Origin of the sequence: Rhizobacter sp. AJA081-3 (genome assembly GCF_017795745.1) — a bacterium.
Classification (GTDB): domain Bacteria; phylum Pseudomonadota; class Gammaproteobacteria; order Burkholderiales; family Burkholderiaceae_C; genus Piscinibacter.
The window spans coordinates 3,675,670-3,692,913 of sequence record NZ_CP059067.1; the positions used below are offsets into that span (position 1 = coordinate 3,675,670).

Here is a 17,244-nt window from a genome sequence, read left to right on the forward strand (position 1 = left end):
CCCATGTCCGCCACCACCCCGCAGGCCATCTCCGACGCCACCGGCACCGACGAGAGCGCGGTCGCGCAGGCCGCGTCGATCAAGTCGGTCTATGTCTACCAGGCCCCGGTGCGCGTGTGGCACTGGGTCAACGCGCTGTCGCTCGTCGTGCTGGCTCTCACCGGCTACTTCATCGGCTCGCCGCTGCCCACGCAGCCCGGCGAGGCCAGCGCGAACTACCTGATGGGCTACATCCGCTTCGCGCACTTCGCGGCCGGCTACGTGTTCGCCGTCGGCCTGCTCGGGCGCCTGTACTGGGCCTTCGTCGGCAACCACCATGCGCGCGAGCTGTTCACGCTGCCGGTGTTCAGCGGCGCCTACTGGCGCGAGGTGCTGACGATGCTCAAGTGGTATGCCTTCCTGATCCCGCTGCCCAGCCGCTACGTGGGCCACAACCCGCTGGCGCGCGGCGCGATGTTCGGCTTCCTGTTCCTGTCGGTGTTCATGGCCTTCACCGGCTTCGCGCTGTACGGCGAAGGCACGCAGGCCGGCTCGTGGGCGAACCGCCTGTTCAGCAGCTGGCTGATCCCGCTGATGGGCCAGTCGCAGGACGTGCACACCTGGCACCACCTGGGCATGTGGGGCGTAGTGATCTTCGTCGTGCTGCATGTCTACGCCGCGATCCGCGAAGACATCATGGGTCGGCAGAGCATGGTCAGCACCATGATCTCCGGCTACCGCACCTTCAAGAACTGAGCCGCCATGTCCGCCATCACCGTACTCGGCATCGGCAACGTCCTGTGGGCCGACGAAGGCTTCGGCGTGCGCTGCGTCGAGGCCCTCCAGCAGCGCTGGGCCTTCGACGAGACCCAGGGCGTGCCGGTGCAGCTGGTCGATGGCGGCACGCAGGGCCTGTACCTGATCCAGCACGTGCAGGCCGCGCGCAAGCTGCTGATCTTCGACGCCATCGACTACGGCATCGAACCCGGCACGCTCAAGCTGATCGAGAACGACGAGGTGCCGCGCTTCATGGGCGCCAAGAAGATGAGCCTGCATCAGACCGGCTTCCAGGAGGTGCTGATGCTCGCGCAGCTCACCGAGCAGTACCCCGACGAGGTGCTGCTCATCGGCTGCCAGCCGCAGGAGCTGGAGGATTACGGCGGCAGCCTGCGCCCGATCGTCAAGACGGCGATGGAAGACGCGCTCGCGCTCGGCCTGGACCGCCTGCGCCAGTGGGGCGCCCGGCCCGTGCCACGCGACGCCGCCCCCGGCGACGACGAGGCGGTGACGGTGCCCACGCTGGCCCTGGGCGCCTACGAGCAGGGCCGACCCGCCGCCGAGCAGGCCTGCCGCGTCGGCGACGAACGATTCATCCCCTCGCGCTGATCGCCGCATCGCCATGTGCATCGGCATCCCCATGCAAGTGCTGCGCACCGAACCTGGCCACGCCTGGGTGGCGGGACGCGGCGAGGTCAAGCGTGTCGACACCGCGCTGATCGACGAGCCGCACGAAGGCGAGTGGCTGCTCGTCTTTCTCGACGCTGCGCGCGAACGCATCGATGCGGGCCGCGCCGCCGAGGTCAACGGCGTGCTCGACCTGCTGCAGTGCGCGCTCGCCGGCGCGTCCACCCACCCGTTCGACGAAGTCGGCTTCGCGCTGCCCTCGCGCATGGACCCCACCGCGCTGGCCGCCCTCGCCGGCCGCGCCACCCTCGAACACCTCCCGGAGTGACCCCGATGTCCGCTTCCACCCTGCCCCCGCTGCTGCAGCGACTCATCGACGAGCGCGGCGCGCAGCGCGTCGAGCCCGACACGCTGGACGCCTTCGTCGCTCAGCCCGGCGACCGCGTGATCTTCCTCAGCGGCGACCCGGTGCAGTTCCCCGAGGGCCTGGACGTGGCCGTGGTGCTGCCCGAGCTGCAAGCGGCGCTGCCCGGCCGATTCGAAGTCGGCGTGGTGCCGCTGGACAGCCAGGAGGCCATCGCGCGCCGCTTCGGCTCGCAGCGCTGGCCGGCGCTGGTGTTCCTGCGCGACGGCCAATACGTCACGACGCTGGCCGGCATGCACGACTGGACGGAGTACGTGCAGCTCGTCGGGTCGGCGCTGGCGCAGCCCACCTCGCGTGCACCGACCATCGGCATCCCGGTGGTGAGCGCGAACAGCGCGCCGTCCTGCCACTGATCCCCGACGAGCCCGAGGCCCCACGATGAACCCGAACGCCCGCCCCTTCCCCATCCCGGTGGTCGCTGCCCTCGGCCCGGGCAGCCAGCCCGAAGACGAGACGCTGGACTACATGCCCATGCCCAGCGGCATGGACACCTACCGCCCGCCGGTGCTGCCCGAGCCGGAAGAGCTGGCCGGCCACGCCATCGCGACGCAGGTGCTGCAGGCGGTGATCGACGCTGTGGCCGCATCCCTGCGCGGTGAAATGGTGGCGCCGATCCCGCTCGGCGGCCTGCCGGCGAACGAACTCGCGCTGGTCAACCAGGTGCTCGGCGAGGGCGAGGTCAGTGCCCAGGTGCTGGCGCGGCCCGAGACTCGCAGCTTCGGCGCCGACGCGGTACGCGTGCGCGTGCAGGAGTCGGTGTTCGCCGGCGTGTGGCGCGTGCTCGCCATCGACGACGACGGTGCGCTGCACGACCACATCGAGGTCGGCGCGATCCCCGCGGCGCTGATCGAGGCGGCGCGCGACGACGCACAGGCCCCGCGCACGCCGCCCGGCCCGCTGCCGGCGCAGATGGTCAACGTGCCGACGATCCTCGTCGAGCTCGCCGACCAGCGCGAGCGCTGGATGCCTGGGCAGGACGCGCATGTCGTCAACCTCACGCTGCTCCCGCTCTCGCCCGACGACATCGCGCACATCGACCACCAGCTCGGCACCGGCCGCGTGGTGATCCTGTCGCGCGGCTACGGCAACTGCCGCATCACCAACACGCTGGCGGCGAACACCTGGCGCGTCGTCTACTACAACTCGCAGGACAAGGTGATCCTCAACGCCATCGAGGTCAGCACCCTGCCCGAGGTGGCCTGCGCCGCGAAGGAAGACCTGGCCGACACGCACGAGCGGCTGAGCGAAGTGCTGCAGTGGGTGGAGCAGGCATGAGCTTCGTTCCCGGCTTCGAGGGCAGTTACCTCGGAGACGCGGCCCGGCTGCCCGCGGGCGCCCGGCTCGAATGCAAGATCTGCTGGTGGGTCTACGACCCGGCGCTGGGCGACGATGTCTGGCAGATCGCGCCCGGCACGCCCTTCTCCGCCCTGCCCGCGCACTGGCGCTGCCCGCAGTGCGACGGTGCGGCGGAGCAGTTCATGGTGCTGCAGGACGCCGCATGATCTCGCTGGCCACGCGGCTGCAGGCGCTGGAGGCGGCGTTCCGCCACATCGCGGCCACGCGCATGGACGGCGTGCCGGTGCTCAACCCGCGCCTGGACGTGCAGGCGGTCGGCTTCGAGATCAGCGAGGACGGCAGCCATGCGATCGGCGTGCTGGTGACGCCCTGGTTCATGAACCTGCTGCGCTTGCCGCTGCGTGATGACCTGCCGCCGCTGGCGGTGCGCGCTGTCGCGTCACGCGACATCGGCCTTCGGCGCCTGGACTTCATCGGCGCCTTCGAACCCGGGGTGGGCGCGTTCGAGGCCTGCTCGCTGTTCTCGCCGATGTTCGAGTTCGCCAACCACGCCGCGGCCGTGGCCACCGCGCAAGAGGCTTTGAAGGAACTGCGCGCCGCGCAACACGCGCCGGCGCAACCCGCACGACGCGGCTTCCTGCTCGGCCGCTCGGGAGTGGCGGCGTGAACCCCGGCGGCCTCGCCGGACGCATGCGTCTGCGACCCGGCGCGCCGCTGCCCACCATCGAGAGCAGCCGGCCGATGCAGGCGGCCCTGCTGGCCCGCGGCCGCCCGGCTGGCGACCTGCCCGGCACGCTGGGCGCGCTGTTCACGCTGTGCGCCCATGCCCACCGTGGCACCGCGAAGCGCGCCGTCGCCGCGGCGATGGGCGAGCGCGCGGTCTCCAGGGCCGACGAGCGCACGGCACTTCAGGCCGCCACGGCACGTGAGCAGATCCTGCGCATCGCGCACGACTGGCATCGGCTGCTGCCCGGCGCGCCGGCCGCCGAGCCGGTGCTGCTGCTGCGCAGCTGCCCGCTGTGGCGCGACAGCATGGCACCGGCCGAGCAGATGGAGGCGCTGCCCGGCTGGCTGGCCCACCACTGGCTGGCGATGCCGGTCGCCGACTGGCTGCAGGAGCACGAGACCGCCCCCGGCGGCTGGGCGCTGCACTGGAGCGCGCGCACCGAGACCGCGACAGCCCGGCTGCTGCGGACACAGGCCAATGGCCTGCTGTCGCTGGACACGCCTGCTCGACCGCTGCGCCTGCTCGATCAACCCCTGGCCTCGATGCCCCTGCTCGCCCATCGCCTGCGCACCGAGGCGGACTTCTGCGCCCGTCCCGACTGGCAGGGCGAGCCCGCCGAGACCGGCCCCTGGACACGCGTCATCGACCCCGCGCCGCTGCCGCTCCACAATGCATGGATGCGCCTGATCGCCCGCTTCGTCGACGTGCTGCGCCTGGCCGCACCGGATGGGCGCGACTGGCTGGCCGAAGGCGCGCTGCCTTTGGCGGCTGGCGAGGCCGTCGCCTGGACCGAGATGGCGCGCGGCCTGCTCGTGCACTGGGTGCGGCTGGAAGATGCGCCGGGCGGCCCGCGCGTGGCCGATTGCCGCGTGCTCGCACCCACAGAGTGGAACTTCCATCCGCGAGGTCTGCTGGCTCAGGCTCTGGCCGCGCTGCACGGCCCCGATCGCTCTGATCAGGCAGCGCGTGCCGCCGTTGCCTTCGACCCCTGCGTCGAGTTCGACATCGACTGTGTGCACTCGATGGAGCCGGCCCATGCATGAGCTCAGCCTGGCCGGCGGCATCGTCAGGCTCGTCGAGGACGCGCAGGCGCGCGACCACTTCAAGCGCGTCTCGCACCTGCGCCTGGAGGCCGGTGCGCTGGCCGGCGTGGAGGTGCGCGCACTGCGCTTCGCACTCGACGCCGTCAGCCCGGGCACCTGCCTCGAAGGCGCGCAGATCGAGATCGACGAGCCGGCCGGCACCGCCTGGTGCATGCGCTGCGCCGCCAGCGTGAGCATCGCCTCGCGCACCGACCCCTGCCCCTCGTGCGGCGGGCACCAGATCCAACCCACCGGCGGGACCGAGCTGCGCGTGCTCGACCTGCTGGTGCACGACGATTGAAGGAGAACGACCGATGTGCGTCGTCTGCGGCTGCGCCAACCCCACCGCCACCCATCCGGAACAGGCTCACGTCGCCGTGAATGCGAGTACCGGCGACCTGCACTACGGCGCCGGTGCTGCGCGCGTGTCGGTGCCCGGCATGAGCCAGGCCCGTGCGATCAAGCTCGAGGCCGATGTGCTCGGCGAGAACAACCACATCGCGGCAGCGAACCGCGCGCACTTCGCGTCGCACGGCGTGACCGCCTACAACCTCGTCTCCAGCCCGGGTTCGGGCAAGACGACGCTGCTGTGCGCGACCATCGAACACCTGAAGCAGCATGCACCCGCGTTGCCGCTGGCCGTGATCGAAGGCGACCAGCAGACCAGCAACGACGCCGACCGCATCCGCGCCACCGGCGCCAGCGCGATCCAGGTCAACACCGGCAAAGGCTGCCACCTGGATGCGCAGATGGTGGCCGATGCGTTCGGGCGGCTCGACCTGCACGGGCATTCGCATGCGCATGAGCCCGGAACCGCCGATCACGCGCACGATCACCATCACGCCGAGTCGTTGCTGTTCATCGAGAACGTCGGCAACCTCGTGTGCCCGGCAATGTGGGACCTCGGCGAAGCGGCCAAGATCGCCATCCTCTCGGTCACCGAGGGCGAGGACAAGCCGCTGAAGTACCCCGACATGTTCGCCGCCGCGAAGCTGATGGTGCTGAACAAGACCGACCTGCTGCCCTACCTCGACTTCGACGTGCCGAAGTGCATCGAGTACGCGCGCCGCGTCAACCCGGGCATCGAGGTGCTGCTGGTGTCGGCGAAGACCGGCGCGGGCCTGGACGCCTGGGTCGAGTGGCTCCTACACCCGCAGGACTGAATCGATGACCGGCCACCACGCGCTGCCCCGCCCGGCACCGGCCCGCGTGCTGGCCTGCGGCGCGTTCCTGAAGAACCGCGCGGCGCGCCTCGACAGCGAGCGCGTGGCCTGGTCGGCGCTGCATGGCGACCTGGGCGAAGCCGATGCCTGCCGTGCGCTCGACGCGTCCGCGGATGCCCTTCTCGCCGGCGACCCGGTCGACGCGATCGCGCACGACCTGCACCCCGATTTCCACAGCACGCGCCTGGCCGTCGGGCTTGCCGGGCGCCTCGGCGTACCGGCCATCGCCGTGCAGCACCACCATGCGCACATCGCCGCGGTGATCGCCGAGCAGGGCCTGGCACGGCCGGTGATCGGCCTCGCGCTCGACGGCGTGGGCCTGGGCAGCGACGGCACGGCCTGGGGTGGCGAAGTGCTGTGGGTCGATGGCGGCGAAGCGGCACACCGCTGGCAGCGCATCGCCCACCTGCAACCGCTGGCGCTGCCCGGAGGCGATGTGGCCGCACGCGAGCCCTGGCGCCTGGCCGCCGCGGTGCTGCATGCGCTGGGCCGCGGCGACGAGATCGAGCGGCGCTTCGCCCCGATCGTTGGCACGCAGCCGGCCCGCCTGCTGCGCAGCATGCTCGATCGCGGCCTGAATTGCCCGAGCACCACCAGCGCCGGCCGCTGGTTCGACGCCGCCGCCGGCGCGCTGGGCCTGAGCGTCAAGCAAGGAGCGGAGGCCGAGGCCGCCATCGCGCTGGAACGTGCTGCCGCGCAGGCGCTCGAACGCCGCCACGACGGCGTGCCCTTCGCGCCCTCGCTGGACCTGCGCGGCGTGGTGGGCGACGCCTTCGAGGTGCCGCGCGACGAAACCGCCGCGATCGGCCGCGCCGCGCTGCACTTCCATCACGCGCTGGCCGATGGCCTGGCCGATGCTGCGGTGCAGGCCGCGCAGCAGCACGACACCGACACGGTGGTGCTCGGCGGTGGCTGCTTCATGAACCGCGTGCTCACCGAGCGCCTGGCCGCGCAGTTGCAGGCACGCGGCCTGGCGGTGCACGCACCGCAAGACACGCCTTGCGGCGACGCCGGCCTCGCGCTCGGCCAGGCCTGGGTCGCCGCCTGCACCGTGGCCGATGCCGCGTCGGCATCGATCCCGCAAGACGCTCTCGAACTGGAACACTGACATGTGCCTCGCCCTGCCCGCCCGAGTGGTGGAACTGCAAGACGCCGACAACGCCGTGGTCGAACTCGGCGGCGTGCGCAAGACGGTCTCGGTCGCGCTGACACCCGAGGCCAAGGTCGGCGACTACGTCATCGTGCACGTCGGCCACGCGATCGGCCTGCTCGATGCCGAGGAGGCGGAGAAGACGCTGGCGCTGTTCGCCGAGATGGCGGCGCAAGGCAAGCTGGCGGAGCGCGCCGCATGAAGTACATCGACGAGTTCCGCGACGGCGAGGTGGCGCGTGGCCTGGCGCAGCGCATCGCCGACGAAGCCGACACGGGGCGCCGCTACCACTTCATGGAGTTCTGCGGCGGCCACACGCACGCCATCTCGCGCTACGGCATCGCCGAGCTGCTGCCGGCGCACCTGCGCATGATCCACGGCCCCGGCTGCCCGGTGTGCGTGCTGCCGATCGGCCGCATCGACCAGGCCATTGCGCTGGCGCTGGAACGTGGCGTGATCCTGTGCACTTACGGCGACGTGATGCGTGTTCCCGCCTCGGAGACCCTGTCGCTGATGCGCGCGAAAGCACGCGGCGCCGACATCCGCATGGTGTACTCCGCCGCCGACGCGCTCAAGCTTGCCCGCGAGCATGCCGACCGCGAGGTGGTGTTCCTGGCCATCGGCTTCGAGACCACCACGCCGCCCACCGCGCTGGTGATCCGCCAGGCGCAGGCGGAGCAGCTCGCCAACTTCAGCGTGCTGTGCAACCACGTGCTCACGCCCAGCGCTATCACGCACATCCTCGAGTCGCCCGAGGTGCGCCAGTACGGCACGGTGCCGATCGACGGCTTCATCGGCCCGGCGCACGTGAGCATCGTCATCGGCGCGCGGCCCTACGAACATTTCGCGCAGGAGTACCGCAAGCCGGTGGTGATCGCCGGCTTCGAGCCGCTGGACGTGATGCAGGCGATCCTGATGCTGGTGCGCCAGGTCAACGCCGGCCGCGCCGAGGTGGAGAACGAGTTCACCCGCGCCGTCACGCGCGACGGCAACCTCGCCGCGCAGGCGGTGGTGTCGCAGGTGTTCGAGCTGCGCAGCAGCTTCGAGTGGCGCGGCCTCGGCGAGGTGCCGTACAGCGCGCTGAAGATCCGCCCGGCCTTCGAGCGATACGACGCCGAGAAGCGTTTCGGCCTCGTCTACAAGAGCGTGCCCGACCACAAGCAGTGCCAGTGCGGCGCCATCCTGCGCGGCGTGAAGCGGCCCACCGACTGCAAGCTGTTCGGCACCGTGTGCACGCCGGAGAACCCGATGGGTTCGTGCATGGTGTCATCCGAGGGCGCCTGTGCGGCGCACTACACCTACGGGCGTTTCAGGGACATTCCGGTGGTGGCGGCATGAGCAGCGTGAAGAAGGACTACATCCGGCCGATCGACTTCAAGCACGGCCGCGTCGACATGAACCACGGCGCCGGCGGCCGCGCCTCGGCGCAGCTGATCGACGAGCTGTTCGCGCGCGCCCTCGACAATGAGTACCTGCGGCAGGGCGACGACGGCGCACTGCTGCCGGTGCCGGCCGGCCACCGGATCGTCATGGCCACCGATGGCCACGTGATCTCGCCGCTGTTCTTCCCCGGCGGCGACATCGGCTGCCTCGCGGTGCACGGCACGCTCAACGACGTGGCAATGCTCGGCGCCGCGCCGCTGTACCTGAGTGCGAGCTTCATCCTCGAGGAAGGCTTCGCGCTGGCGGACCTGAAGCGCATCGTCGAGTCGATGGCCGCGGCAGCGCGCGAGGCCGGCGTGCCCATCGTCACCGGCGACACCAAGGTGGTCGAGCAGGGCAAGGGCGACGGCGTGTTCATCACCACCACCGGCGTGGGCGTGGTGCCTATCGGGCGCAGCGTCAGCGGCCGCAACGCGAAGCCGGGCGACGCGGTGCTCGTCTCGGGCAGCATCGGCGACCACGGCGTGGCGGTGATGTCGAAGCGCGAGTCGCTGGAGTTCGAGACCACCATCGAGTCGGACACCGCCGCGCTGCACACGCTGGTGGCCCGCCTGCTCGCCGCCGTGCCCGAAGGCAGCGTGCGCACGCTGCGCGACCCCACGCGCGGCGGCCTGGCCACCACGCTCAACGAGATCGCGCGGCAGTCGGGCGTGGGCATGCTGCTGCAGGAAGCGGCCATCCCGATCAAGCCGCAGGTCAACGCCGCCTGCGAACTGCTCGGCTTGGACCCGCTGTACATCGCCAACGAGGGCAAGTGCATCGTCGTGTGCGACGCGGCGGTGGCCGACGGTGCGCTGGAGGCGCTGCGCTCGCACCCGCTGGGGCGCGACGCCGCGCGCATCGGCACGGTCACCGAAGACCCGCAGCGCTTCGTGCAGATGGCCACGGCCTTCGGCGGCCGGCGTGTGGTGGACTGGCTCAGCGGCGAACCGCTGCCGCGCATCTGCTAGCCGGAGGGCCGGAGACCGGGCATGCAGCGCGAAGTCTTCCGCAAGACCGCCGCCGGGCACGCCGAAGTGCGTGGCCGCGCGCTCGGCCTGGACGCGCGCACGCGCGGGCTGCTGATCCTCGTCAACGGCGAACTCACGGTGGCCGAACTCGCCGCGCGGGTCGGCTTCGACCCCGACCAGGCACTGGTGAAGATGGTCGGCGCCGGCTTGCTGGAGCAGGTGGCCGTGGCGCCGCGCCCATCCCGGCCAGCGCCGCCGCCTGCCGTCGCCGCGCCTCCGGTGGCCGCGCCGCCCAAGCCCGCGCCAGCCCCGCCGGCCGAACTGATCCCCGCGGATCTCGCCGCGGCGCGCACCCGTGCGCTGACGACGCTGGCGCCGCACTACGGCCCCGACGCGATTCGCATGGCCGCCCCGCTGCGCGAGGCGGCCAATGCTGCGCAGTTCGCGCTGGCGCTGGCGGCATTGAAGGACACGCTGTCCGTCCACATGGGCCGCAAGTTGGCCGATCGCCTGAGCCGCGAGATCGCGCACGGGCCATGAGCCGCCCCCTGCGCCTGCTGCTGCTCGCCCATGCCTTCAACGGGCTGACGCAGCGCCTGTTCACCGTGCTGCGCGAGGCCGGTCACGAGGCCACGGTGGAGCTGGACATCTCCGATGCGGTGACCGAGGAGGCGGTGGCGCTGGCCCGGCCCGACCTGGTGATCGCGCCCTTCCTGAAGCGGCGCATCCCGGAGTCGGTGTGGTCGGTGCGGCCCTGCCTGGTGGTGCACCCAGGCCCGCCAGGCGACCGCGGCCCCGCGGCACTCGATTGGGCGGTGCTGCGCGGCGATGCGCAGGGCGGCGTGACGGTGCTGCAGGCCACCGGCGATTTCGACGCCGGCCCGGTGTGGGCCTGGCAGGACCTCTCGCTTCGAAAGGACGCCACGAAGGCGAGCCTGTACCGCCAGGAGATCACGCGGGCCGCGGTCGATGCCGTGCTCGATGCCCTGGGCCGCTTCCAACCCGGTGCGAGCGGGCCAGCGTCGCCGCCTGCGCTGCCACCGTTGCTGGGCGGATGGCAAGGTCCGGTACCGGCATCGGCGCGGGCCATCGACTGGTCGCAAGACGACAGTGCCAGCGTGCTGCGCAAGATCCGCAGCGCCGACGGCCACCCCGGCATCGCCGACGCACTGTTCGGCCAGAACTGCCGGCTGCACGATGCACACCCCGCCACTGCCGCCACGTTGGCACGTGCCCCGGCCGGCGCAGCGGGCGCAGTGGTCGCGAAGCGCGGCCCGGCGCTGCTGCGCCGCACCGTCGACGGCGCCGTGTGGATCGGCCATGTGCGCGTCGAGGCGCGGGGCGACCGCCCGGCCCTCAAGCTCGCCGCCACGCGGGCCTTCGCAGACGCGTGCACGACGCTGCCCGAGCTCGATGTGCCGCTGCTGCGCGACGCCGGCGAGTGGGACGAACTGCACTATGCGGAGACCGGCCAGCAAGGCGCACGGGTGGGCTGGCTGGGCTTCGACTTCCACAACGGCGCGATGTCCACGCGCCAATGCGAGCGCCTGCGCGACGCCCTGCGCTGGGTGCGCACGCGCGACACCCAGGTGCTGGTGCTCGCCGGCGGCAGCGACTTCTTCAGCAACGGCATCCACCTGCACGACATCGAGGCCGGCGCGCACGACGCCGGCGACAGCGCGGCGGACTCCTCGTGGCGCAACATCCAGGCCATCGACGACGTGGTGCTGGAACTGCTGACGATGACTCACCGGCTCACCGTGGCGATGCTGTCGGGCAACGCCGGTGCCGGTGGCTGCTACCTCGCCTTCGCGGCCGACCTCGTCTGGGCACATGCCGGCGTGGTGCTGAATCCGCACTACAAGAACATGGGCAACCTGTACGGCTCCGAGTACTGGACCTACACGCTGCCACGACGCGTGGGCGCGGCGCGCGCTGCCGAAGTTGCTCAGCGGGTGATGCAGGGGCGCCTGCCGATGTCGGCCCGCGAGGCGGCGTCGCTCGGGCTCGTCGACGCCGTGCTCGCCGACGACGCCGTGTCGCTCGCCCCCCGGGCCGCCACCGAGGCCGCCGCGCTGGCCGCAGCGCACAATCACGCCGAGCGCATCGCTGCCAAGCAGCGCCAGCGAGACGACGACGAGTCGCGCAAGCCCCTGGCGGCGTACCGCGACGAGGAACTGCAGCAGATGCACCGCAACTTCTACGGCTTCGACCCCAGCTACCACGTGGCGCGGCACCACTTCGTGACGCGCAAGCCGCATGCGTGGACGCCGCGGCATCTGGCGCTGCATCGCCCGTGATGCCCACCGTACTGCTCATCGACGACGAGCAGCGTTCGCTGGACGCGATGCGCCGCACGCTGGAGGAAGACTTCGACGTCCTCACCGCCGGCGGCACCGAGGAGGCGCGCGTGCAGCTCGAGCAGCGCGAGGTCGACGTGATCCTGTGCGACCAGCGCATGCCCGGCGTCACCGGCGTGGAGTTCCTGCGCGAGGCGCGCGAGCGCTGGCCGGACTCGGTGCGCATCGTCATCTCGGGCTACACCGACAGCGAAGACATCATCGCCGGCATCAACGAGGCCGGCATCTACCAGTACATCCTCAAGCCCTGGGTACCCGACCACCTGCTGCAGACGGTGCGCAGCGCCGCCGAGGCGCGCACGCTGCAGCATGGCCTGGCACGGCTGGACATCGAACTGCGCAACGGCACGCCGCCGCTGCGCGCGAAGAGCCAGGCGCGGCTGGCGCAGGCGCGCAATACCTTCGACTTCGACCGCATCGTGCGCGCACCGGGCAGCCCGCTGGACGCGGTGTGCGAGATGGCTCGGCGCGTGGCGCGGCACGACCTGTCGGTGCTGGTGCTGGGTGAATCGGGCACCGGCAAGGAGCTGATGGCGCGCGCCATCCACTACGCCAGCCCGCGCCACGTCGGGCCTTTCGTGGTGGAGAACTGCGCGGCCATCCCCGACACGTTGCTGGAGAGCGAGCTTTTCGGCCACAAGCGCGGTGCCTTCACCGGCGCGGTGGAAGACCACGTCGGCCTGTTCCAGCGTGCGCACGGCGGCACGGTGTTCCTCGACGAGATCGGCGAGACCTCGCCGGCCTTCCAGGTCAAGCTGCTGCGCGTGCTGCAGGAAGGCGAGCTGCGGCCGGTGGGCTCGACGCGTTCGATCCCGGTTGACGTGCGCGTGATCGCCGCGACGCACCGCGACCTGGAAGCCGACGTGCGCAGCGGCCGCTTCCGCGAGGACCTGTACTACCGCATCGCCGGCATCACGCTGGCCATGCCGCCGCTGCGCGAGCGGCCGGGCGACATCGTGCCGATCGCCGAGAGGCTGCTCGTCGACGTGGCCGCCGAGCTCGGCCTGCCCGCGGCGGCCTTCGACGACGACGTGCGCGCGGTGCTGGTGAGCTACCCTTGGCCGGGCAACATCCGCGAGCTGCGCAACGAGATCGCCCGCGCGCTGGCGCTGCGCGACGGGCCGGCGCTGCATGCGGCGGCCTTCTCGCGCAAGCTGCTCAATGGGCAGGCCGGCGCGCACGCCGAAGGCATGAACGGCCACGCACTGCCCGCCACGGGCACGCTGGCCGAACGCCTCGATTCGATCGAGGCCATGGTGCTGCGCGAGACGCTGCTGCGGCACCGCTGGAACAAGACGCGCGCCGCGCAGGAGCTGGGCCTGTCGCGAGTGGGCCTGCGCGCCAAGCTGCAGCGGTTTGGCCTGGAAGACGCGAAGGACAAATCGTGAACGTCTTGTGGCTTCAGTCTGGCGGCTGCGGCGGCTGCAGCATGTCGCTGCTGTGCGCCGACACGGCCGACTTCCCGGCGATGCTGAAGTCCGGCGGCATCGATCTTCTGTGGCACCCGTCGCTGTCGCTGGCCAGCGGCCGCGAGCTGGTTGCGCTGCTCGAAGACTGCCGTGACGGCCGCACCCGGCTCGACGTGCTCTGCATCGAAGGTTCGCTGCTGCGCGGGCCGAACGGCACCGGCCGCTTCCACGTGCTCGCCGGCACCGGCGTGCCGATGATCGACTGGGTGAGCGCGCTGGCTGCGGTGGCCACGCACGTCGTCGCCGTGGGTTCGTGCGCCGCCTGGGGCGGCATCACCGCCACCGGCCCGAACATCACCGACGCCTGCGGCCTGCAGTACGACGGCGACCGCCCCGGCGGCCTGCTCGGCGCCGACTTCGTCGCGCGCGGCGGCCTGCCGGTCATCAACGTGGCCGGCTGCCCCACGCACCCCGGCTGGGTGGTCGACACGCTGATGGCGCTGGCCGCGAAGCTGTTCGTTGCCGACGATCTCGACCCGTTGAACCGGCCGCGTTTTTATGCCGACCAACTGGTGCACCACGGCTGCACGCGCAACGAGTACTACGAGTTCAAGGCCAGTGCCGAGAAGCCCTCGGACCTGGGTTGCATGATGGAGAACATGGGCTGCAAGGGCACGCAGGCGCATGCCGACTGCAACACGCGGCTGTGGAACGGCGAAGGCTCCTGCACGCGCGGCGGCTACGCCTGCATCAGCTGCACCGAGCCAGGCTTCCAGGACCCCGGCCACGCCTTCCACCAGACGCCCAAGCTCGCCGGCATCCCGATCGGCCTGCCCACCGACATGCCCAAGGCCTGGTTCGTGGCGCTGGCCTCGCTGTCGAAGAGCGCCACGCCGAAGCGGGTGAAGAGCAACGCGACGGCCGACCACGTGGTGGTGGCGCCGGCGGTGCGCAAGACGAGGCTGAAGTGAGCCAGCGGCTCATCGTCGGCCCCTTCAACCGCGTCGAGGGTGATCTCGAAGTGCAGCTCGACATCGCGGACGGCCGCGTGACGCAGGCCCGTGTCAACGCCACCATGTACCGCGGCTTCGAGCAGATGCTCGCCGGTCGCGCACCGCTGGATGCGCTGGTGATCGTGCCGCGCATCTGCGGCATCTGCTCGGTGTCGCAGTCGGTGGCGGCGGCGCGTGCGATTGCCGATGCGTCGGGCGTGACGGTGCCGCCCAACGGTGTTCACACCATCAACCTGATGCTGGCCTGCGAGAACCTGGCCGACCACCTGTCGCACTTCTACCTGTTCTTCATGCCCGACTTCGCGCGGCCGGTGTACGCGCAGCGGCCCTGGTTCGCTGAAGCGACACGCCGCTTCGCCGCACTGGCCGGCGAGCATGCGCGTGCGGCGGTGGCGGCACGGCAGCGCTGGTTCGAGATCATGGGCACGCTGGGCGGCAAGTGGCCGCACACGCTGAGCATCCAGCCCGGCGGCAGCGCGCGCGCGGTGGAAGCGGCCGAGCGCATCCGGCTGCTGGCCAAGGTGCGCGAGTTCCGCGCTTTTCTCGAAACGACCACTTTCGGCGCGCCGCTCGAGGAGATCGCCGCGCTCGACAGCGAGGCCGCGCTGCAGCGCTGGCATGCCGCCGACCCGCTGCGCGGCGACCTGCGGCTGTTCCTCACACTGGCGGCCGACCTGAAGCTGGAAACACTGGGCCGCGGCCCCGGCCGCACGCTGAGCTTCGGCGCCTACCGCCAGCCCGACGGATCGCACGCGCTGGCCGACGGCGTATGGAACGAGAGCCTGGGCCGCGTGCAGCCGGTGGACACCGGCGCGATCCGCGAAGACGCCACGCACGCCTGGCTGGCCGGTGACGAGGCGCTGCACCCGAGCGAAGGCCTCACCGCGCCCATGCTCGACAAGCCCGGCGGCTACACCTGGAACAAGGCACCGCGGCTCTCCGGCGAGGTCGTGGAGACGGGCGCCATCGCTCGGCAGCTCGCCAGCGGCCAGCCGCTGATCCGCGATGCGGTGGCGCGCTGCGGCGCGAACGTCTACACCCGCGTGCTGGCGCGCCTGGTCGAGCTGGCGCGCGTGCTGCCGATGACCGAACAGTGGCTCACCGCGCTCGCGCCACGCGAGCCCTTCTTCCACGCCGACCGCCTGCCCGCCGATGCCGACGGCGTGGGCCTGACCGAGGCCGCGCGCGGTGCGCTCGGGCACTGGGTGAGCGTGCGGCACGGCCGCATCGAGCGTTACCAGATCGTCGCGCCGACGAGCTGGAACTTCTCGCCGCGCGACGCCTCCGGCACGCCCGGTGCGCTGGAGGCCGCGCTGGAAGGCGCACCGGTGCAGCCCGGCGAGGACACGCCGGTGGCCGTGCAGCACATCGTGCGCTCGTTCGACCCCTGCATGGTCTGCACCGTGCACTGAGGAGCTCGCCATGCCTCGTGAAGACCGCCCGAGCCCCGAACCCGCGCGCCGCGAGACGCTGCTGGCGCTGAGCCAGCTCGACGGCGTGGACGACAGCGCCTGGCTCGACGTGATCGCGAAGATGGACGAGGTCTACTCGCAGCTGGTGCAGGACGAGATCGCGCTGGAAGAGAAGAACGCGCAGCTGGAGCAGTCGCAGCAATTCATCTTCAGCCTGCTGTCGGCGATGAGCGATGTGCTGGTCGCCTGCGACGAGGCCGGACGCATCGAGGAGACCAACGCCGCGCTGCGTGAGCTGGTCGGCAAGCCGCGGAAGAGGCTGCGCGGCACGCCGCTGCTGGATCTGCTGGCCGACGAGACCAACGTGCAGAACATCCGCCACGCGCTGGCCACCACCACGCGGCGCGGCAGCTCGATCGAGATCGACCTGCGCGACGCCCAGGGCCAGCCGGTGCCGGTGGACCTGAACATCACGCCGCGACACAACGCCGCCGGGCACCGCGTCGGCCATGTGTTCGTCGGCCGGCCGCTGGGCGAGCTCAAGCGCGCCTACCACCAGCTGCGCGAGGCGCACGAGGCGCTCAAGCGCACCCAGCAGCAGCTGCTGCACTCGGAGAAGATGGCATCTCTCGGCCGCTTGGTCGCCGGCGTGGCCCACGAGCTGAACAACCCGATCAGCTTCGTGCTCGGCAACGTGCACGCGCTGCAACGCTACAGCGAGCGCTTGCGCGAGTACCTCGGCGCGATCCACGCAGGCACACCTGCCGACGAGCAGGTGAAACTGCGTGCGAAGCTGCGCATCGACCACCTGCTGGCCGACCTGCCCTCGCTGATGGAAGGCACGCTCGAAGGCGCGCAGCGCACCGCCGACATCGTGCAGGGCCTCAAGCGCTTCTCGGCGATGGACCGCGGCGAACGCATCGAGGTCGACCTGAACGGCGTGATCGAGCGCGCCATCCACTGGGTGCGCAAGGGCACGGCACCGTCGTTCGAGGTGCACTGGTCGCCCGGCCCGCCCTGCACGGTGATGGGCAACGCCGGGCAGCTTCTGCAGGTGGTGATGAACCTGGTGCAGAACGCCTACGACGCCGCGGCCACGCGGGCGAACGCGGCGCCGGCGATGTGGATCACGCTGCAGTGCGAAGGCGAGACCGCGCGGCTGCACTTCCGCGACAACGGCCCGGGCATCGCGCCGGAGCACCTGTCGCGCATCTTCGATCCCTTCTTCACCACCAAGCCGGTGGGCAAGGGCACCGGCCTGGGCCTGTCGATCAGCTACGGCATCGTCGAGCAGCATGGCGGCCGGCTGAGCGCCGGCAACCATGCGTTGGGCGGCGCGGAGTTCGTGCTCGAACTGCCGCGCCAGCCTTGA

The 17,244-nt window shown here is 71.4% G+C and carries 20 protein-coding genes; all 20 read left to right on the top strand.

Going from position 1 to position 17,244, the window contains the following annotated elements; all coding sequences use genetic code 11:
- Positions 1-3 precede the first annotated feature (3 nt).
- From cybH to HZ992_RS17665, 20 genes are read left to right on the top strand one after another with little or no spacing between them, the layout of a single operon-like run.
- Positions 4-735, top strand: a complete 732-nt coding sequence (gene cybH / locus HZ992_RS17570; RefSeq protein WP_209383113.1) for a Ni/Fe-hydrogenase, b-type cytochrome subunit — start codon at positions 4-6, stop codon at positions 733-735.
- A 6-nt stretch (positions 736-741) separates the two neighbouring features.
- Positions 742-1,365 carry a HyaD/HybD family hydrogenase maturation endopeptidase gene (locus HZ992_RS17575; protein WP_209383114.1) on the top strand — a complete coding sequence of 208 codons (624 nt, stop codon included), beginning with the start codon at positions 742-744 and terminating at the stop codon, positions 1,363-1,365.
- A 13-nt stretch (positions 1,366-1,378) separates the two neighbouring features.
- Positions 1,379-1,711: a HypC/HybG/HupF family hydrogenase formation chaperone gene (locus tag HZ992_RS17580; protein WP_209383115.1), complete on the top strand. Its 333-nt coding sequence runs from the start codon at positions 1,379-1,381 to the stop codon at positions 1,709-1,711.
- 5 nt (positions 1,712-1,716) lie between these two features.
- Positions 1,717-2,160 carry a thioredoxin domain-containing protein gene (locus tag HZ992_RS17585; RefSeq protein WP_209383116.1) on the top strand — a complete coding sequence of 148 codons (444 nt, stop codon included), beginning with the start codon at positions 1,717-1,719 and terminating at the stop codon, positions 2,158-2,160.
- Between the two features lie 25 nt (positions 2,161-2,185).
- Positions 2,186-3,082 carry a hydrogenase expression/formation protein gene (locus HZ992_RS17590; RefSeq protein ID WP_209383117.1) on the top strand — a complete coding sequence of 299 codons (897 nt, stop codon included), beginning with the start codon at positions 2,186-2,188 and terminating at the stop codon, positions 3,080-3,082.
- The gene (locus HZ992_RS17595) at positions 3,079-3,309 is read left to right on the top strand and encodes a rubredoxin (RefSeq protein WP_209383118.1); all 231 of its coding nucleotides are present in this window, start codon (positions 3,079-3,081) and stop codon (positions 3,307-3,309) included. Before HZ992_RS17590 ends, HZ992_RS17595 begins: the two co-directional genes overlap by 4 nt.
- On the top strand, positions 3,306-3,770 hold the full coding sequence (gene hybE / locus HZ992_RS17600) for a [NiFe]-hydrogenase assembly chaperone HybE (protein WP_209383119.1): 465 nt from the start codon (positions 3,306-3,308) through the stop codon (positions 3,768-3,770). The genes HZ992_RS17595 and hybE overlap by 4 nt, the downstream gene beginning before the upstream one ends.
- Positions 3,771-3,793: 23 nt before the next feature.
- The gene (locus tag HZ992_RS17605; RefSeq protein ID WP_209383120.1) at positions 3,794-4,873 is read left to right on the top strand and encodes a hypothetical protein; all 1,080 of its coding nucleotides are present in this window, start codon (positions 3,794-3,796) and stop codon (positions 4,871-4,873) included.
- Positions 4,866-5,213 (top strand): hydrogenase maturation nickel metallochaperone HypA/HybF, encoded by a 348-nt coding sequence (locus HZ992_RS17610; protein WP_209383121.1) that lies wholly within the window; start codon positions 4,866-4,868, stop codon positions 5,211-5,213. The genes HZ992_RS17605 and HZ992_RS17610 overlap by 8 nt, the downstream gene beginning before the upstream one ends.
- A gap of 13 nt (positions 5,214-5,226) precedes the next feature.
- Positions 5,227-6,075, top strand: coding sequence for a hydrogenase nickel incorporation protein HypB (gene hypB, locus HZ992_RS17615; protein ID WP_209383122.1), 849 nt, complete (start codon positions 5,227-5,229; stop codon positions 6,073-6,075).
- A gap of 4 nt (positions 6,076-6,079) precedes the next feature.
- On the top strand, positions 6,080-7,243 hold the full coding sequence (locus HZ992_RS17620; protein ID WP_209383123.1) for a Kae1-like domain-containing protein: 1,164 nt from the start codon (positions 6,080-6,082) through the stop codon (positions 7,241-7,243).
- Between the two features lies 1 nt (position 7,244).
- Entirely contained in the window at positions 7,245-7,487 is a 243-nt protein-coding gene (locus HZ992_RS17625) for a HypC/HybG/HupF family hydrogenase formation chaperone (protein WP_209383124.1), read from the top strand.
- Positions 7,484-8,623 carry a hydrogenase formation protein HypD gene (gene hypD, locus HZ992_RS17630; protein WP_209383125.1) on the top strand — a complete coding sequence of 380 codons (1,140 nt, stop codon included), beginning with the start codon at positions 7,484-7,486 and terminating at the stop codon, positions 8,621-8,623. Before HZ992_RS17625 ends, hypD begins: the two co-directional genes overlap by 4 nt.
- Positions 8,620-9,678 carry a hydrogenase expression/formation protein HypE gene (gene hypE, locus HZ992_RS17635; RefSeq protein WP_209383126.1) on the top strand — a complete coding sequence of 353 codons (1,059 nt, stop codon included), beginning with the start codon at positions 8,620-8,622 and terminating at the stop codon, positions 9,676-9,678. The genes hypD and hypE overlap by 4 nt, the downstream gene beginning before the upstream one ends.
- Before the next feature lie 21 nt (positions 9,679-9,699).
- Positions 9,700-10,218: a hypothetical protein gene (locus tag HZ992_RS17640; protein ID WP_209383127.1), complete on the top strand. Its 519-nt coding sequence runs from the start codon at positions 9,700-9,702 to the stop codon at positions 10,216-10,218.
- Positions 10,215-11,978 (top strand): enoyl-CoA hydratase-related protein, encoded by a 1,764-nt coding sequence (locus HZ992_RS17645; RefSeq protein WP_245213090.1) that lies wholly within the window; start codon positions 10,215-10,217, stop codon positions 11,976-11,978. The genes HZ992_RS17640 and HZ992_RS17645 overlap by 4 nt, the downstream gene beginning before the upstream one ends.
- Positions 11,978-13,426 (top strand): sigma-54-dependent transcriptional regulator, encoded by a 1,449-nt coding sequence (locus tag HZ992_RS17650; protein WP_209383128.1) that lies wholly within the window; start codon positions 11,978-11,980, stop codon positions 13,424-13,426. The genes HZ992_RS17645 and HZ992_RS17650 overlap by 1 nt, the downstream gene beginning before the upstream one ends.
- Positions 13,423-14,418 carry an NADH-quinone oxidoreductase subunit B family protein gene (locus tag HZ992_RS17655; RefSeq protein ID WP_371816748.1) on the top strand — a complete coding sequence of 332 codons (996 nt, stop codon included), beginning with the start codon at positions 13,423-13,425 and terminating at the stop codon, positions 14,416-14,418. Before HZ992_RS17650 ends, HZ992_RS17655 begins: the two co-directional genes overlap by 4 nt.
- A complete protein-coding gene (locus tag HZ992_RS17660; protein WP_209383129.1) occupies positions 14,415-15,872 on the top strand; it encodes a nickel-dependent hydrogenase large subunit in 1,458 nt (485 codons plus the stop codon). Before HZ992_RS17655 ends, HZ992_RS17660 begins: the two co-directional genes overlap by 4 nt.
- Positions 15,873-15,882: 10 nt before the next feature.
- Entirely contained in the window at positions 15,883-17,244 is a 1,362-nt protein-coding gene (locus HZ992_RS17665) for a sensor histidine kinase (RefSeq protein ID WP_209383130.1), read from the top strand.

Excerpts from the sequence above, each read along its gene's own strand:
- HZ992_RS17605 (WP_209383120.1), top strand. The coding sequence starts at position 3,794 with ATGCGTCTGCGACCCGGCGCGCCGCTGCCCACCATCGAGAGCAGCCGG.
- HZ992_RS17580 (WP_209383115.1), top strand. The coding sequence starts at position 1,379 with ATGTGCATCGGCATCCCCATGCAAGTGCTGCGCACCGAACCTGGCCAC.
- HZ992_RS17585 (WP_209383116.1), top strand. The coding sequence starts at position 1,717 with ATGTCCGCTTCCACCCTGCCCCCGCTGCTGCAGCGACTCATCGACGAG.
- HZ992_RS17650 (WP_209383128.1), top strand. The coding sequence starts at position 11,978 with ATGCCCACCGTACTGCTCATCGACGACGAGCAGCGTTCGCTGGACGCG.
- HZ992_RS17640 (WP_209383127.1), top strand. The coding sequence starts at position 9,700 with ATGCAGCGCGAAGTCTTCCGCAAGACCGCCGCCGGGCACGCCGAAGTG.
- cybH (WP_209383113.1), top strand. The coding sequence starts at position 4 with ATGTCCGCCACCACCCCGCAGGCCATCTCCGACGCCACCGGCACCGAC.
- hypE (WP_209383126.1), top strand. The coding sequence starts at position 8,620 with ATGAGCAGCGTGAAGAAGGACTACATCCGGCCGATCGACTTCAAGCAC.
- HZ992_RS17575 (WP_209383114.1), top strand. The coding sequence starts at position 742 with ATGTCCGCCATCACCGTACTCGGCATCGGCAACGTCCTGTGGGCCGAC.
- HZ992_RS17625 (WP_209383124.1), top strand. The coding sequence starts at position 7,245 with ATGTGCCTCGCCCTGCCCGCCCGAGTGGTGGAACTGCAAGACGCCGAC.
- HZ992_RS17620 (WP_209383123.1), top strand. The coding sequence starts at position 6,080 with ATGACCGGCCACCACGCGCTGCCCCGCCCGGCACCGGCCCGCGTGCTG.
- HZ992_RS17665 (WP_209383130.1), top strand. The coding sequence starts at position 15,883 with ATGCCTCGTGAAGACCGCCCGAGCCCCGAACCCGCGCGCCGCGAGACG.
- HZ992_RS17610 (WP_209383121.1), top strand. The coding sequence starts at position 4,866 with ATGCATGAGCTCAGCCTGGCCGGCGGCATCGTCAGGCTCGTCGAGGAC.
- HZ992_RS17645 (WP_245213090.1), top strand. The coding sequence starts at position 10,215 with ATGAGCCGCCCCCTGCGCCTGCTGCTGCTCGCCCATGCCTTCAACGGG.
- HZ992_RS17590 (WP_209383117.1), top strand. The coding sequence starts at position 2,186 with ATGAACCCGAACGCCCGCCCCTTCCCCATCCCGGTGGTCGCTGCCCTC.
- hypD (WP_209383125.1), top strand. The coding sequence starts at position 7,484 with ATGAAGTACATCGACGAGTTCCGCGACGGCGAGGTGGCGCGTGGCCTG.
- hypB (WP_209383122.1), top strand. The coding sequence starts at position 5,227 with ATGTGCGTCGTCTGCGGCTGCGCCAACCCCACCGCCACCCATCCGGAA.
- HZ992_RS17595 (WP_209383118.1), top strand. The coding sequence starts at position 3,079 with ATGAGCTTCGTTCCCGGCTTCGAGGGCAGTTACCTCGGAGACGCGGCC.
- hybE (WP_209383119.1), top strand. The coding sequence starts at position 3,306 with ATGATCTCGCTGGCCACGCGGCTGCAGGCGCTGGAGGCGGCGTTCCGC.